The sequence below is a fragment of the Polaribacter porphyrae genome (assembly GCF_002954685.1).
Classification (GTDB): Bacteria; Bacteroidota; Bacteroidia; order Flavobacteriales; family Flavobacteriaceae; genus Polaribacter; species Polaribacter porphyrae.
Genome location: NZ_MSCN01000001.1, coordinates 3,263,765 through 3,279,645, shown reverse-complemented (window position 1 = coordinate 3,279,645; position 15,881 = coordinate 3,263,765). Strand labels below are relative to the sequence as shown.

The following is a 15,881-nucleotide window of genomic DNA, read 5'->3' as shown; positions in this document are numbered from 1 at the left end:
TTAGTAAGTAGTTTGTGTAAAACTATCGTTTACAGAAAAAATACAAACGTTCACAGAGTTTACTTTAATAAAAAAGAAGAAAAATACATATTTGTTAAAATTATCAGCAGATTATGAAAACTTACATTTCTCTTCTTTTTATTTTCATCTGTTCTTTATCTTTTGGTCAGAAAAAGATAATAAAAGGTAAAGTTTTAGACAGTGTTACAAAAGTACAAATACCATATGCTATAATAACCATTTTTAATGCTGATAAAATTATTGATGGAACTTCTACAGACAAATTTGGCGATTTTTCAATCCAATTGAATACACAAGCCACACATTTAAAAATTAGTTTTATTGGTTATGATTTATCTACTATAAACCTAAATAATTTCACTTTTATAGAGGCTAACATTTTTTACTTAAAACCAGCATTAAATGCTTTAGATGAGGTGATTATAAATGCAGAGCAAAGTACAACTAGTTTAAAAATAGATCGAAAAATAATAAATATTGGTGCAGATTTACAACAAGCTGGAGCCACTGCTTTAGAGGCTTTTGATCAAGTCGCAGAAATTCAAACAGATTTAGGTACTGGCACACTTTCTTTAAGAGGAAGTGGTAATGTAAGGCTTTTAATTAACGGAAAACCTTCTGGTTTAAATCCTACAGAATTGTTAGAGCAATTGCCAGCTTCGTCTATTTTAAGAGTAGAAATTATTACATCTCCATCAGCAAAAAATTTAGCAGACGGTTTGTCTGGAATTATTAATGTGATTCTAAAAAAGAATAGCTTAAATGGTTTAAATGTGAATATTAATGGAGGTTTTGGCACGAAGCGTTATAATTATGGTTTGAACGGAAATTACAGTTTAGGCTTTATAAATTTTAGATGGAATTTATCTCAAGCTGGGCGAAAAATGGACAGCAAACAGACTATTTTTCAAAGATATACCAATGGAAACACTCGAGATTTTTTTGCACCACATGATTTTAATGGATTGGTAAAAACCATAAGTACTGGCATAGATTTTTTTTATTGATAAAACTAATACACTTTCTGTTGATCTTGATTACACAGACGATTTTCATAGTTTTTACAACAATACTTTTTATACTAATGTGACTAATAATTCTGATTTTATTTATACTAGAAATTCATTTCATGATCATAAAACAGTAAATTACACGTTAAATTACAGACGGAATTTTAAAAATAAAAATCACTATATAGAGGTTGATTATCAGTATTCTGATAACGATAATTTTTTACCAGCTAAAGATTTTGAAGATGCTATTTTTTTGTTTGAAGAAGAAAGAATTAACAAAAATAAGTTAAATGCATTGGCTCTAGATTATGCTTTACATTTAAACGATAAATTAAAATTAGAAACAGGTTTTGCTTGGAATGCTAGAAATTTAGAAAGTGCTTATTTTTTAAAAAACACTCAAAATCAAGAAAGTTTAGACACTTTTATATATGATGAAAATCTGCTTGGCGTGTATGCTTTGTCAACTTTAAATTTTAATAAACTGAACCTCCAAATTGGTTTAAGATATGAGAGTTTAAAATCAAAATCTGAAAATCTTACTTCACTAGAAACAACCAATTTAACTTTTTCAAACTTTTTTCCATCTATACATGCATCTTATACTCCAGATGAAAATCAGACTATAAATATTGGTTTTAGTAGAAGAATTTCTAGACCAAATTTTAGGCATATCAATCCTTTTCAAGCAAGGAATCAATATTTTGAGTGGATTGCAAACCCAAGTTTACAGCCAGAATTTAGTAATAATTTAGAAACCAATTATCAATTAAATAAAGGGGTATTTAATTTTTCTACGTCATTTTTTTATAGATATAGAGCAGATGTCATAGAAAGGTTACAAGAGATTGATAATAATGGTGTTTTAAAAATAAGTTTTGATAATATTGGTGAAAAACATTCGTATGGAATTGAAGCTTCTGTCGGTTATTAAGTCTAGTAATTTTTGGAACAGTCAATTGTCTGCAAATTATTATCACACTTCATTAAATCAAGATATTTTTGTGGTTTGGGACGAGTTGTATTCATCAAACTTAATTTTTAAAAATACCATTGAAATTTTAAAAAATTTAAGTACAGATGTTACATTTAGACAAAATTTTAAAACACAAAATACTTTTACTTTTATAAAACCAAGAAACAGAGTTGATATAGCAATGAGACTAAAATTATTAGAAAATAGATTAAATGTAAGTTTACGAATTATAGATCTTTTAGATAATAATTTGATGTTTAGAGAAACAGTTACGCAAAATGTAATTCAAAATGAAAAATGGCGATTTCAGTCGCAAACATTTGGTTATTTGTTTAGTTTAAGTTACAAATTATTTCAAAATAAATCAAAAAATAGAAACCGAAAAGATAGAAATTATCAATTTGGGGGTACAACAGATTAATCAATTTAAACCAATATCATGAAAAAAAGAAATCAAATTATTTTAATGTTACTCTTTAGTATTTCAACTGCAAGTTTTTGTCAAAAAAAAGTAGAAAAAATTAATGCACAAGAATTAAACAAATGGCAAACTTTTGACAAAGGCAAAAAAACCATAAAAGGCAATGAAATTATTATAGAGGAAACAGAAGGTTCTAATGGTTATTTTTTAATCAGCCCTAAAATTTATGACAAAGATTTTACCTTAAATTACAAAGTAAAAGCTATGTCTGAATCTACAGTTTTGATTACGCTGTTTTCAGTTTTACAAAATACAGCTAGTACTATTTTTACTTTACCAAAAGAAAATGCAACTCCAAGACAAGTTTGGGATTGGAGAAGTAGTATGAAACATTATAACCTTACTATTAATAACAAATCTCATAGAAATAAACCATTTTTCTTTAAAAATAATTCAAAATTATCTAAAGGTTTTAATGAACGTTTAGCCAACAATATTATGGAAGTTGGTAAATGGTATACTGTAGAAATTGGAAAGAAAAATAACAGAATTTGGTTCAAATTAAATGATAAACTTTATTACGACATACAAGACTGTAATCCTTTAAAAAAAGGAAGAATAATTTTTAGAATTAGTGGTACTAATGGAGATAAAGTTATTTTTGCAAAAGCGTCTTTTAAAGACGTTGTAATTTCTTATTAGGTGTTTTGATTTCATCGCTCTGATTTAGTTGCATAATTTAAAAAAATATAGATTAAAGTATCGCAAATTTAAACAAATGAGAATCTATAATGATTTGTTTAGAATTTGATAAAAAAAGCTTCAATATAAATATTGAAGCTTTTGAGGTGTCGAGCGGATTCGAACCGCTGTAGATGGTGTTGCAGACCACTGCCTAGCCACTCGGCCACGACACCTTTTATAAGGATTGCAAATTTACATAAATTTACAAGTATTACAAGTATTTTTTAAGCTTATCGTTTTTTTGTTAAAATGATAACTACTTCTTCTACGTTTCCACCAATTGGTGGATTAATTTTTGAAACAGAAACTGTCGCTTTTTTTATCATTTTTAATTCTTCAAAAAAACGGTTTAATATGCGTTGTGCAACTTCTTCTAACAGTTTAGAGCGAATTGCCATTTCTTCTTTAACAATGTGATTTAAATGAACATAATCTACTGTATCTGATAAATCGTCAGTTTTTACAGATTTTTTTAAATCTGCTTTTACTTTGACATCAACTCTGTACCAAGAACCTATTTTTGCTTCTTCTTCTAAACAGCCATGATTAGCATAAATTTTAATGTTATTTACTTTTATGATACCCATTTATTCTTCTAGATTTGAATTTGATTCAATTTTTTCCCACATTTTGTCAGAATTCAATCTGAATGATCCTAAATATTCGAAATTGCATTGTTCTGGAGCGATAATTGATAAAAATGACTCTTTTTTTCTATTATTATATAAATGATAGCTTTCGCCTATATTGGGTTCAAAACTAAATTTAGCATTATATACCAAATCATTATATTGAAACTTTTCCATTAAAGCTTCATATTCTTTCTTTACTTCTTCAAACTTCGTTTTTAATTTTTTGTTTACTCTATGAATTCCATCGTTTTTCCATCCTGCAGTATTTAGTGGCTTTATTACAGGTGAACTTGCAGATGTTCCATAAGGTTTTAAAGCTGCATCATATTGCTGACTTTCTTCATTAAAAACAACTAAATCTGGTTTTTTTTTATCATTCTTCATTAACTACAAATTTACTTAAAAACTCTTTTTGTTTTTATTGAATTGCATTATTAACCTCAATCCAATAACCATCCAAATCTTGAAAATAAAACTGCTCAACACCATCTTTTCGAACATAATCCTTTTTAATGGTATTTGTCCAATCTGAATATTCAATTTCTAAATGAACAAGATGTTTTACAAATTCTTCTAAATTTGAGGTAGACAAAGCAAAATGAACTGCTTTATTTGTTATTACTTCTAAATTTGGACGTGGAATAAGATGTAATTGCCTGCCTTCTCCTAAAGATAACCATCTTGTTTTAGAATTGGATGCTGTGTTCTCAATTTCTTCAAATTGAAAAACCTTTTGATAAAATTCAATAGATGCATCCACATTTTTAACAGAAAGTGCTATGTGATTTAATAAAAAAGGAGCCATATTTAATTTTAACATTGCAAAAATACGACAATAAATAAGTATTAAAAATAGCTTTTTGAAAACTTTAACTGACAAATACGCTTGCGTTAGCGATTGCAGTGGCATCCTTTTTTTGTGTCAGTTCGAGTAATTTTTCTGATGAAAGAAGAAAAATTATATCGAGAACACACTAAAAAAGATAAAACGAAAAGCGCGACCTGAAAGGAAACGCTCTAAAATTAATTCGTAAAAAAGTCAAAAACGTTGCTAATAGCACTAGTTTTTGTTTTATAAAACTCTGTATAGGTACAGCGTTCGCAAGTTACACTTGTAAATTTTTGATTTTGGATATCGAAAATTTTTGATAATGTACCACCTGTTGCTCTCATTTGTCCTAATTTATAAGTTTTATTATTACATTTTGGACAGGTGTAATTTCTAATTTGGTCACTCATAAGGATTAGTTTTATTTATTAGATGTTGAATTTACAGAATTGTTACAAAGACATTAATGCTATCAAGTATTTTGTTTAATTTTGTTGCTTAATTTTCTTAAATTATTAGGATGTCTGAAGAAAGAGAATCTTTAAACTTTATAGAGCATATTATAGAAGATGATTTGGCAAATGGAATGCCAAAAAAACATTTACGTTTTCGTTTTCCTCCTGAACCTAATGGATATTTACACATTGGGCATACTAAAGCTATTGGTATTAGTTTTGGATTGGGGCAAAAATACAATGCGCCTGTTAATTTACGTTTTGATGATACAAATCCTGCAAAAGAAGAGCAAGAATATGTAGATGCCATTAAACGTGATATTAAATGGCTTGGGTATATTTGGGCAAACGAATGTTATTCTTCAGACTATTTCCAACAATTATATGATTGGGCAGTTTTATTGATTAAAGATGGCAAAGCCTATGTAGATTCTCAAACATCTGAAGAAATGCGTGTCCAAAAAGGCACCCCAACTGAAGTAGGAACTAATAGTCCTTACAGAGATAGAAGTGTTGAAGAAAACTTGGAATTATTTCTAGGGATGAAAGACGGAAAGTTCAAAGAGGGTGAACATGTTTTACGTGCAAAGATTGATATGGGAGATGACAATATGTTGATGCGTGATCCTTTGATGTACAGAATTCTATACAAACATCATCATAGAACTGGTAACGATTGGTGCATTTACCCAATGTACGATTGGACACATGGAGAAAGTGATTATATTGAACAAATTTCACATTCTTTGTGTTCTTTAGAATTTAAACCTCACAGAAAATTATACAATTGGTTTAGAGATAATGTTTATGAATATAGCTCATCAATATTACCTTTACCACCAAAACAACGTGAGTTTTCTCGTTTGAATTTGAGTTACACCATAATGAGTAAGCGTAAACTCTTAAAATTAGTTGAAGAGGGTATTGTTTCTGGTTGGGATGACCCAAGAATGCCAACAATTTCTGGTTTACGCAGACGTGGTTACACACCTGCAGCTATTAGAAGTTTTGTGGAAACTGTTGGAGTTTCTAAACGTGAAAATGTTATTGATGTTGCACTTTTAGAATTTAAAATTCGTGAGGATTTAAATAAAACTGCTCCAAGAGTTATGGGGGTTTTAGATCCTGTAAAAGTGGTAATTACCAATTATCCTGAAGGAGAAGAAGAAATTTTAGAGGCTAGTTATAATGATTATGAAGATGGTTTTGGTTCTAGAGCTGTCCCTTTTTCTAGAGAGATTTATATAGAAAGAGAAGATTTTAGAGAAGAAGCCAATAAGAAGTTTTTCCGATTAAAATTAGGAAAAGAAGTTCGTTTAAAAAACGCTTACTTTATTACTGCTAATAGTTGTACAAAAGATAAAAATGGAACTATTACTGAAATTCAATGTACTTATGACCCATTAACAAAATCTGGAAGTGGAACCCCTGAAAGTATGCGTAAAGTAAAAGGAACTTTGCATTGGGTTTCTGTAAAACACGCTGTAAAAGCTGAAGTGAGAGCTTATGATAGATTATTTTTAGATGAAGCACCTGATGCCCATAAAGACAAAGATTATATGGAGTTTTTGAATCCTAATTCTTTAGAAGTGATTGATGCTTTTGTAGAACCTAGTCTGCAGTCTGCAAAGATTGGAGAGCGTTTTCAATTTCAACGTCTTGGATATTTTAATGTTGATGATGATTCAACTTCTGAAAAATTAGTTTTCAATAAAACTGTTGGATTACGTGATTCTTGGGGTGGAGGAAAATAGTTTTCAGTTGCCAGTTTTAGTGAACAGTAAGTAAATGTGTTATTATGGATTTTAGTAGTAAATCAACAAGTGAGTTAAAAGAGACTTTAAGAATGTTAAAAATTGTTGCTTACTCCTTGACTACTATTGTTTTTTTACTTCTTGCTATTACCATTTATGGATTGCTTTTTAAAGAGAATAGTAAGACATTTCTTGCCTTATTAGTTGTTGGTCTTTCTTGTAGTGCTATTTTACCTTTGCAGTTTTCATCACTAAAAAAAATAAAAGACGAAATAAAATCTAGAGAACAATGAATCTAAAAAATTTAACTTTTTTAAGCCTTTTTATAGTTGCGATTTCTTGTAAATCTAAAGATGAAATCAATCAAACTGTAGAAATTTCTTGTGGGCAATGTCAATTTAATTTAGAAGGTGATGGTTGTAGTTTAGCTGTTAAAATTGATGACAAAGCTTATTTTGTAGAGGGTTTTGGAATTGATGATTTTGGTGATGCTCATGATGAAAACTCTGGTTTTTGCAACGTAATTCGTAAAGGAGAAATTACTGGTACAATTGAAAATGGTAAGTTTTTGGCTTCTTCAATAAAGTTGCAAGATTAAACTATCTTCTAAAACGATAAGTAAACTTTACTAAAAAAGTATCGTTTGCTGGTGCTCTGAATACTTGATCTGAAACACTATCAATTAAATCATTATTTACATCTGCACTCCCTACAGAACCTCTAGACCATACTAAAAACAACTCTGAACCTGGTATATATTCCCACCTAGCCACCAAGTTAGTTTGTAGTTGAACAAATGAAAAATCTGGGTTCCTTACAACATAATCTAATCTTCCGTCAGTATTTTCATCAATCAAAAAACCACCACTAGAAAAACTATCTGTTAAATCTCCATCTCCATTTACATCAAAATTTATTGAAGATTCATTTAAAGGTTTTACAAAAGATTGTTGATTGTTATCATATACAGCAATTCTATCATCTATAGTATTTGCAGTTGGGTTTATAACTCTATTTAAATCTGAAAATCTTCCTTTAGATATAAAAGGTTGTCCATAAAATTGTAAGGAAATATCTGGTGTAAAACTGTAATTTAAACGTAAAGTAGTTGTTAATGTTTTATTTTGAATTCTACCCAAAATATATCTAGCATTAGAACCAAAACTTTTTTCATTAACATATTGAGTTCTATCATATAAATTGGCATACTCAATATTTAGAGACATACTTAAAGCATCTGTAGGTTGATAGTTTGTACGTATAACAAAACGATCTCTGCCTACAACATTTTCTTGAGTATGTCTATTAGAATACCCTAAAGTAAAACTAAATAATTTACTTCTATCTGACCCAAAAAATAGATAGGCAAAAGCAGTGTTTGGTCTTCTAAATCTTGGTCCTCCTCTTAAATAAAAATTGTCATAAAAGTTGGTGCTAATTCCATATCCTCCTTCTGTCCACCAATTATTTATCCAACTAATTTCTCCATTAAATTCAAAACGAAGTCTATTTAAATTACCCCCAAAATCATAAAAAGTAGATTGCTCAAATCTTGCTCTAATATTTCTATAAGTTTCAGTTGGTATTTGCCACAAGTGGGTTAAGTTTCCAAATTGAATAATCTCATCTGTTCTTCTTAAAAATCCAACATCGTTCAATTCTAACTCTGGAGATCTCCAGATAATTCCTCCATTATATCGCCAATTTCCACCTCCATTTTTCCCCATTTCAAATCTCCCTCCAGTACCTGTTAATGAGGTTTTATTTAAATCTACAGAAACATGAATGGCATCAGTTCTTTGAAAATTATGACGAAGCGTTTGTTGAGTTGCTGTGATTGCTTCTTTACTTCCTAAAACATGACTAAAAATTACATTACCATCTATATAATATTCTCTGTTTTTCCAATTGTGTTGAAAATCGATTCCACCTGAATAAGCAGCTTTATGTAATTCGTTAAAGTTACCATCTAAATGTCTATTTGTAGCTGTAAAAATTCCACCAATAAACGAATTTCTTTCATTAAAATCTTTTTGAATTCTTGTCACAAAATAGTTAGTAAGTGGTTCTACGATTTCTTCTCTAGTGCTACCATCAGTTTGACGTATTTCAGCAAACTCGTTACCAGTAACACTTTCTAAAACCCCAATAGACCAGCCATCTCTAGTTTTACCAGAGAACTTTGCTGCTCCTAAAATTCTTGAATTTTGCGGTTCATCAGCAAACTCTCCTGCAGCCAAATTTGCAGTTCTATGTGGGTTTCTACCTATTCTTCTACTATAGAAAAGATTATCGCTTCCGTTTGCAAATTCATAATCGAATATATTACTGTTTTCTACAAAGAATGGACGTTGTTCTCTAAAAAATATTTGAAAACCATCTAAAGCAATAGCTCCTGGATCAGCTTCTACTTGCCCAAAATCTGGATTTACAGTTAAGTCTAATGTTAAATCATTAGTAATTCCTATTTTAGCATCTAAACCAGCATTAAGCTTAAAATCACTTCCATCTCTATATGGATTACCAGTTTCAGCTGGATATTTATCATATTGTAAAACTGTAAATGGTTGAATTTCTAATTGTTTTTGAGGAACTAAATCTCTTAACCCATGTAATTCTCCTGCTTCACTGATAAAACCTGCTTGATTATTCGGAATCCTTTGCCAAAGAGAACGTTCTTGCAATCTAAAAATAGTTCTATTTACATTAAAACCCCAAATTTGTTCTTTTGCTTTACCAAAACGTAACTGACTAAAAGGAATCTTCATTTCTGCTGTCCAACCTTTATCGTCAACTTTTGCGTTAGTATACCAAATTGGATTCCAACTATCATCCCAATTATCTCCATTTTGTGAGGCAAACTCCTCTCCTTTTACTCCAGCTGCAGTAGTTGTAAAAACAAAAGCTGTTCTTTTATCATGATAACTGTCAATAATTACATTTACTCTATCTCCCTGAAAACCATCTCTTCTGCTTAATCGTTGTTGAATTAACTCTGGTTCATCATCAAAAGCTCTAATTGCGATGTATAAATATTTTGAATCATACATTACCTTAAACATTGTTTGATAAGCTGGGGATGTACCTTCATCTGGGTCTTTTTCAGTAAAATCTGATGACCATTCTACAGCGTTCCAACCCTCATTATCTTTAACATAACCATCAATTACAGGGGTTTTTGTTAGTTTTTTTGTTGTATAAATTCTTTGAGGAACTTTAATACTATCTATAGATTGACTTTTTATAGTTAGCGTAAAAAATAAAAATATAGAGATTAAGAAAAAAGGAATTCTCATTACAAACAATTGGTTAGATTTTTAGTAATTGCATTAGCAGCAATTTTCTTTTGCAAAAATAGTTTTCTATTTTCTTAAGTTTATGTTAATAATATCTAAAAGAAAAATAGGCTTAAAATTGATGGAAATAAATCTAACTCACTATTTGTCAAACCAATAAAAAGCGGTACATTTGCACTCCTTTTTTAAGGAAAAGTAATATTATTAACAGATAACAAAGACTAAAAGTGTAATTATGAACACATTAAGTTACAAAACAGTATCAGCAAACGCAGCTACCGTAAACAAGGAGTGGGTTTTAGTTGATGCAGACGGGCAAACGTTGGGTCGTCTAGCTTCTAAAATAGCCAAGCTAATTAGAGGTAAATACAAACCAAACTATACTCCTCACGTAGATTGTGGAGACAACGTGGTTGTAATCAACGCAGAAAAAATTAACCTAACTGGTAAGAAATGGACTGATAAATCTTATATCAGACATACAGGTTATCCAGGTGGTCAAAGATCGTTAACTGCATCAGAAATGTTCGATAAAGATCCTACAAGATTAATCGAAAAAGCAGTAAAAGGGATGTTACCTAAAAATAAATTAGGTAGTGCTTTATACAGAAACTTGTATGTTTATGCAGGTGCTGAACACAAACAACAGGGTCAAGAACCTAAAGCTATTAACCTTAACGATTATAAATAAATGGATATAGTTCACAAAATCGGTAGAAGAAAAACTGCTGTTGCACGTATTTATCTTTCTGAAGGAAAAGGTACTATTACAGTTAACAAAAAAGATTATAAAAGTTACTTTACAACAGGAACTTTACAATATAAAGTACAACAACCATTAATGTTAACAGAAAACTTAACGTCCTATGACATTAAAGTGAATGTTTATGGTGGTGGTATTACAGGGCAAGCAGAAGCAATTCGTTTAGCAATTACTAGAGCATTAGTTTCTATAAACGAAGAGCATAGAACTGTCTTAAAACCTGAAGGTTTATTAACACGTGATCCAAGAATGGTTGAGCGTAAGAAATTCGGTCAGAAGAAAGCACGTAAGAAATTCCAGTTCTCTAAACGTTAATTATATGCTGAACTTTTTTCAGCAACAATTCACATTAAGAGACTGTTATCAAATAGTAATAACAGTTTAGTATCTAAATGATTAAGACTCTAAAGACTACTTAATTATTGATTTAAAAAACAGAAAGTAAACACATTTTAAAAAATGGCAAATATAAACATACAAGAATTATTGGATAGTGGTGTACATTTTGGACACTTAACTAGAAAGTGGAATCCAAATATGGCTCCATATATCTATACAGAAAGAAATGGTGTACACATTATTGATTTGTATAAAACAGCAGCTAAAATAGAAGAGACTTCTGCAGCTTTAAAAAAGATTGCAAACTCTGGTCGTAAAATTTTATTTGTTGCTACAAAAAAACAAGCAAAAGATATTGTTGCAGATAAAGCAAAAGCAGTAAACATGCCTTACATCACAGAAAGATGGCCTGGTGGTATGTTAACAAACTTTGTTACTATTAGAAAAGCTGTAAAGAAAATGGCTTCTATTGATAGAATTAAGACTGATGGGTCTTTTGATGCTTTATCTAAAAGAGAAAAATTACAAATAAACCGTCAACGTGAAAAATTAGAAAAGAATTTAGGTTCTATTTCTGATATGACTCGTTTACCTGGTGCATTATTTGTAATCGACATTAAAAAAGAACACATTGCTGTAGCAGAAGCTCAAAAATTAAATATTCCAATTTTTGCAATGGTAGATACAAACTCTGACCCAAGACAGGTAGATTTTGTTATCCCTGCAAATGATGATGCTTCTAAATCTATAGACAAAGTATTAGGTTTTGTTACTGATGCTATTGCTGAAGGTTTATCTGAAAGAAAAGCAGATAAAGAAAAAGCAAAAGAAGCTAAAGAAGATCCAAAAAAAGAAGCTCCTAAAGCTGAAGCTGTAGAAACTGCAACTGAAGAAAAAAAATAATTTTAATACATAATATAGAAACAAAAGTTTTTTAAAAACTATTAAGAAAATGACAAAAATTAGTGCTGCTGACGTAAAAAAATTAAGAGACTCAACTGGAGCTGGAATGATGGACTGTAAAAAGGCATTAGTAGAAGCGGAAGGTGATTTTGACAAAGCTATTGATATTTTACGTAAAAAAGGACAGAAAATTGCTGCTAAAAGAGCTGATAGAGAATCTACAGAAGGTGTTGCAGTAACCAGAATTAATGAAGCAAAAACAGAAGGTGTTGCTATTGTATTAGCTTGCGAAACTGATTTTGTTGGTAAGAACGAAAAATTTGTTGCTTTAGGTGGTCAATTTGCAGATATTGCGTTAAACTTTAATACTAAAGAAGAGTTTTTAGCTGCTGATTTTGGTGGTATGACTGTTGCTGATAAACTAGTTGAACAAACTGGTGTTATTGGTGAAAAGTTAGAGATTACTGCTTTTGAAAGAGTTGAAGCTGCTTATGTTGGAGCTTACACTCACATTGGTAAAATTGCAGCTTTAGTTGGTTTATCTGCTGTTGTAGATAATGCTGAAGTATTAGCAAAAGATGTTGCAATGCAAGTTGCATCTATGGGAGCTACAACTTTATCTTATAAAGATTTTGACCCTGCTTATGTAGCTGCTGAAACAGAAGCTAGAATTGCAGTTATCGAAAAAGATAACATTGAGTTAGGTAGATTAGGTAAAACTTTAAAAAATGTACCTCAATTTATTTCTATGTCTCAATTATCTGATGAAGTGTTAGCAAAAGCTGAAGCTGACGCAAAAGCTCAATTAGCTACAGAAGGAAAACCAGAAAAAATTTGGGATAGAATTTTACCTGGGAAAATGGAAAGATTTATTGCTGATAACACTACATTAGATATGGAACAATGTTTATTGGATCAGACTTTTATTAAGGATGAAAAGAAAAATGTTGCTCAATATGTATCCACTTATGGTGATGTTGAGGTTTCTTCTTTTAAAAGAGTTACTTTAGGATAATTTTTATTCTAAAACTTAAATACTTATAACCACGCAAATTGCGTGGTTTTTTTTATGTTACAAACTAAAAAAAGCTAAAACCAATACCTAAAGAGATACTATCTAATCTATTTTTTTCAAAGCCAATGATTCCTTTTCTATGAAAATCTAGCCTAATAATAGTATTCCATCTTTCTTCACCAGCAATTTGAGTACCAATTCCAAAACCATAATAATTTCCATCTGGATAGTTATCAGAAATTCGCCACATTTTACCATAACTTATCTCTGTAAAAAAAGTATCATCTTCATTTTCTGTAATATTAAATCGAAAACTACCATAAGTTGGAACTGCACTTGTAGCATAATTCCAATGATAATCGAAACCGCCATTAAAACTTAAAGCTACTCTTCTTTTAAATTCATACCCAAAACCAACTCTAAAAAAAATTGCTGTGGGTATTATTAATGATTCATCATCATCTGTAGTCAATGTATAGTTTTCATTTATTGCAAATGTTAGGCTTGATGTTCCTGTAAAAAAAGGTCTTCCTAGTTTTTCTTAAGAGATATTAACATAAGATGTTAATACAACTACTAGTAATAATAACTTTTTCATTTTTCGGTTTTTTCAATTATATATCAATTCTACCAACTGCACAACTTACAAAGGATTTTGCTTTATGTGCTATTGTATTTTTATCTCCAACTTCTGGATAACCTAATTTAGATAATTTCTCTTTTATAGAGCGTAAATCACTATTTTTTGAAGTTATTGCTACAGTTGATGTTTCAACATTAATATCAATATTTTCTACACCTTCAATATTTAATAATCCTTTTTTTATGGTATTTGCACAACCACCACACTTTAAATTTTCTATTTTAATTTCTGTTTGTTTCATTGTTATTTTCTTTTTTCCATTTTGTATAGCCTCCTAAAACATTTATCACAGTAAAACCTTTTTCTTCTAATATTTTACAGGCTTTTCCACTTCTATTCCCACTTCTACAATACAGGTAAACTGGTTTGCTTTTATTAATTAATTTTAAAGTTTTTACAGTAAAATTATAATCTAAATAATTAGCAAATCTAGCTGATTTTATAAAGCCTTGCTGAACTTCTTCTGGTGTTCTTACATCTAATAACTGAACTTTTTCTTTACTCAATAATTCTTTTAATTGAGTAGTAGTTATTGTTGCTGTTTTTTCTTGTGGACTAAAATTCGCAAAACAGAAAGCTAATACTACTATATAAAAATACTTTTTCATTCTATTTAAAATTTGAAGAACAAACTTGATCTGTTCTATTTATATTAGTATTTTTTATAGCTCCATAACCACCAGCAACATCTATTACATTATGAAAACCCCTCGCTTTTAAGATTGATGCAGCTATTACAGATCTATAACCTCCTGCACAATGGACGTAAAAATCTTCTTTTTTTGGAAATTCAGTAATATAATCATTCAAAAAATCTAAAGGAGTACTAGTTGCTACTTTAATATGTTCGCTTGTATACTCTCCAGGTTTTCTAACATCAAAAACTAATGCATCTCCCTTAATTTTTTCTTCTAAAAAGTCAGCAGAAACAGACTCTAATGTATCTATTTCTTTATTTGAATTTTGCCAAGAACCAAAACTACCTTCTAAAAAACCTAATACATTGTCAAAACCAACTCTTGATAGTCTTGTAATAGTATCTTCTTCTTTACCAACTGGTGTAACTAACAAAATAGGTTGTTTTATGTCTTTTACCAAAGCACCTACCCAAGGTGCAAAAGTACCTCCTAAACCAATAAAAATCGACTGTGGAATAAATCCTTTTATAAATTCTGATTGATGTCGTACATCTAAAATTAAAGCATCAGTTTCGTTAGCAATAACCTCAAACTCTTTTACAGATAGTGGTTTTGCACTTATTTTTATAACTTCATCTACATCTTTGTATCCTTCTTTATTTAGTTTAACATTCAATGGAAAATAAGCAGGAGGTGGTAACAAGCCATCTGTTACTTCTTTGATAAATTCTTCTTTAGTCATATCTACTCTTAATGCATAATTGGTTTCTTTTTGATTACCAATTGTACCTACAGTTTCTTTACTTAAATTTTTACCACATGCTGAACCAGCTCCATGAGCAGGATAAACAATGACATTATCTTCTAATGGCATAATTTTGTTTCGTAAACTATCAAATAAAAAACCTGCTAAATCTTTTTCTGTAATAGCTCCTTTTTGTGCTAAATCTGGTCTACCAACATCACCTAAAAACAACGTATCTCCACTAAAAAGAGCATGGTTTTTACCATTTTTATCTTTTAGCAAATAACAAGTGCTTTCCATTGTATGTCCAGGAGTATGTAGAGCAGTGATTGTGATATCTCCTAATTTAAATACCTGATTATCTTCAGCAATTACAGCATCGAAAGTAGTTTTTGCTGTAGGGCCATAAACTATTTTTGCTCCTGTTTTTTCTGCTAATGTTACATGACCACTTACAAAATCCGCATGAAAATGAGTTTCAAAAATGTATTTTATTTTTGCGTCATTTTGAGTTGCTCTACCTATATAATCTTGTACTTCTCTTAATGGGTCTATGATAGCAACTTCACCATCACTTTCTATATAATATGCTCCTTGTGCTAAACAACCTGTATAAATTTGTTCTATTATCATTTTATATTCTTTTTTATCAAAAAACAAAATAACATGAGTTATTCATTCTTTTTAATGATTT

Annotated in this window: 20 protein-coding genes and 1 tRNA gene; 11 read left to right on the top strand and 10 right to left on the bottom strand. The window is 29.9% G+C overall.

What is annotated here, in order from left to right; translation table 11 throughout:
• The first annotated feature begins 113 nt into the window (after positions 1-113).
• Genes BTO18_RS14750 through BTO18_RS14735 form a run of 4 tightly spaced genes read left to right on the top strand, consistent with a single transcriptional unit; the run spans position 114 to position 3,133 of the window.
• Positions 114-1,028, top strand: coding sequence for a carboxypeptidase-like regulatory domain-containing protein (locus BTO18_RS14750; protein WP_105016959.1), 915 nt, complete (start codon positions 114-116; stop codon positions 1,026-1,028).
• A complete protein-coding gene (locus BTO18_RS14745) occupies positions 1,015-1,968 on the top strand; it encodes a TonB-dependent receptor domain-containing protein (protein WP_105016958.1) in 954 nt (317 codons plus the stop codon). Before BTO18_RS14750 ends, BTO18_RS14745 begins: the two co-directional genes overlap by 14 nt.
• Positions 1,940-2,431, top strand: coding sequence for an outer membrane beta-barrel protein (locus BTO18_RS14740; protein ID WP_146106956.1), 492 nt, complete (start codon positions 1,940-1,942; stop codon positions 2,429-2,431). Before BTO18_RS14745 ends, BTO18_RS14740 begins: the two co-directional genes overlap by 29 nt.
• A gap of 18 nt (positions 2,432-2,449) precedes the next feature.
• Positions 2,450-3,133, top strand: coding sequence for a 3-keto-alpha-glucoside-1,2-lyase-like domain-containing protein (locus BTO18_RS14735; protein WP_105016956.1), 684 nt, complete (start codon positions 2,450-2,452; stop codon positions 3,131-3,133).
• Between the two features lie 144 nt (positions 3,134-3,277).
• Here BTO18_RS14735 and BTO18_RS14730 read toward each other — a convergent pair.
• The 5 genes from BTO18_RS14730 to BTO18_RS14710 form a co-directional block, all read right to left on the bottom strand.
• Positions 3,278-3,348: transfer RNA gene (locus tag BTO18_RS14730), tRNA-Cys, on the bottom strand.
• Positions 3,349-3,405: 57 nt separating this feature from the next.
• The gene (folB, locus tag BTO18_RS14725) at positions 3,406-3,762 is read right to left on the bottom strand and encodes a dihydroneopterin aldolase (protein ID WP_105016955.1); all 357 of its coding nucleotides are present in this window, start codon (positions 3,760-3,762) and stop codon (positions 3,406-3,408) included.
• On the bottom strand, positions 3,763-4,191 hold the full coding sequence (locus BTO18_RS14720; protein WP_105016954.1) for a DUF2452 domain-containing protein: 429 nt from the start codon (positions 4,189-4,191) through the stop codon (positions 3,763-3,765).
• A gap of 34 nt (positions 4,192-4,225) precedes the next feature.
• On the bottom strand, positions 4,226-4,612 hold the full coding sequence (locus tag BTO18_RS14715) for a VOC family protein (protein WP_105016953.1): 387 nt from the start codon (positions 4,610-4,612) through the stop codon (positions 4,226-4,228).
• A gap of 218 nt (positions 4,613-4,830) precedes the next feature.
• On the bottom strand, positions 4,831-5,046 hold the full coding sequence (locus BTO18_RS14710; RefSeq protein ID WP_105016952.1) for a zinc ribbon domain-containing protein: 216 nt from the start codon (positions 5,044-5,046) through the stop codon (positions 4,831-4,833).
• A gap of 110 nt (positions 5,047-5,156) precedes the next feature.
• Here BTO18_RS14710 and BTO18_RS14705 point away from each other — a divergent pair, with 110 nt between their 5' ends.
• The 3 genes from BTO18_RS14705 to BTO18_RS14695 are packed head-to-tail and all read left to right on the top strand — an operon-like array spanning position 5,157 to position 7,443.
• On the top strand, positions 5,157-6,845 hold the full coding sequence (locus BTO18_RS14705; protein ID WP_105016951.1) for a glutamine--tRNA ligase/YqeY domain fusion protein: 1,689 nt from the start codon (positions 5,157-5,159) through the stop codon (positions 6,843-6,845).
• Between the two features lie 44 nt (positions 6,846-6,889).
• Positions 6,890-7,138, top strand: coding sequence for a hypothetical protein (locus tag BTO18_RS14700; protein WP_105016950.1), 249 nt, complete (start codon positions 6,890-6,892; stop codon positions 7,136-7,138).
• Positions 7,135-7,443, top strand: a complete 309-nt coding sequence (locus tag BTO18_RS14695) for a DUF6370 family protein (RefSeq protein WP_105016949.1) — start codon at positions 7,135-7,137, stop codon at positions 7,441-7,443. Before BTO18_RS14700 ends, BTO18_RS14695 begins: the two co-directional genes overlap by 4 nt.
• A gap of 1 nt (position 7,444) precedes the next feature.
• Here BTO18_RS14695 and BTO18_RS14690 read toward each other — a convergent pair whose 3' ends face one another.
• Positions 7,445-10,141 carry a DUF5916 domain-containing protein gene (locus BTO18_RS14690; protein WP_105016948.1) on the bottom strand — a complete coding sequence of 899 codons (2,697 nt, stop codon included), beginning with the start codon at positions 10,139-10,141 and terminating at the stop codon, positions 7,445-7,447.
• 235 nt (positions 10,142-10,376) lie between these two features.
• Here BTO18_RS14690 and rplM point away from each other — a divergent pair, with 235 nt between their 5' ends.
• The 4 genes from rplM to tsf all read left to right on the top strand — a co-directional run bounded on the left by rplM (position 10,377) and on the right by tsf (position 13,161).
• A complete protein-coding gene (gene rplM, locus BTO18_RS14685; protein ID WP_105016947.1) occupies positions 10,377-10,832 on the top strand; it encodes a 50S ribosomal protein L13 in 456 nt (151 codons plus the stop codon).
• A complete protein-coding gene (gene rpsI / locus BTO18_RS14680; RefSeq protein ID WP_105016946.1) occupies positions 10,833-11,219 on the top strand; it encodes a 30S ribosomal protein S9 in 387 nt (128 codons plus the stop codon).
• Between the two features lie 144 nt (positions 11,220-11,363).
• A complete protein-coding gene (gene rpsB, locus BTO18_RS14675; RefSeq protein WP_105016945.1) occupies positions 11,364-12,146 on the top strand; it encodes a 30S ribosomal protein S2 in 783 nt (260 codons plus the stop codon).
• 49 nt (positions 12,147-12,195) lie between these two features.
• Entirely contained in the window at positions 12,196-13,161 is a 966-nt protein-coding gene (gene tsf, locus BTO18_RS14670; protein WP_105016944.1) for a translation elongation factor Ts, read from the top strand.
• Between the two features lie 64 nt (positions 13,162-13,225).
• Here tsf and BTO18_RS14665 read toward each other — a convergent pair whose 3' ends face one another.
• The 4 genes from BTO18_RS14665 to BTO18_RS14650 form a co-directional block, all read right to left on the bottom strand.
• Positions 13,226-13,633 (bottom strand): hypothetical protein, encoded by a 408-nt coding sequence (locus tag BTO18_RS14665; protein ID WP_226789061.1) that lies wholly within the window; start codon positions 13,631-13,633, stop codon positions 13,226-13,228.
• A gap of 142 nt (positions 13,634-13,775) precedes the next feature.
• Complete coding sequence (locus BTO18_RS14660) at positions 13,776-14,045, bottom strand: heavy-metal-associated domain-containing protein (RefSeq protein ID WP_105016943.1); 270 nt, start codon at positions 14,043-14,045, stop codon at positions 13,776-13,778.
• Positions 14,026-14,412 carry a rhodanese-like domain-containing protein gene (locus tag BTO18_RS14655; protein WP_105016942.1) on the bottom strand — a complete coding sequence of 129 codons (387 nt, stop codon included), beginning with the start codon at positions 14,410-14,412 and terminating at the stop codon, positions 14,026-14,028. The genes BTO18_RS14660 and BTO18_RS14655 overlap by 20 nt, the downstream gene beginning before the upstream one ends.
• 1 nt (position 14,413) lies before the next feature.
• Positions 14,414-15,820 carry an MBL fold metallo-hydrolase gene (locus BTO18_RS14650; RefSeq protein ID WP_105016941.1) on the bottom strand — a complete coding sequence of 469 codons (1,407 nt, stop codon included), beginning with the start codon at positions 15,818-15,820 and terminating at the stop codon, positions 14,414-14,416.
• Positions 15,821-15,881 lie beyond the last annotated feature (61 nt).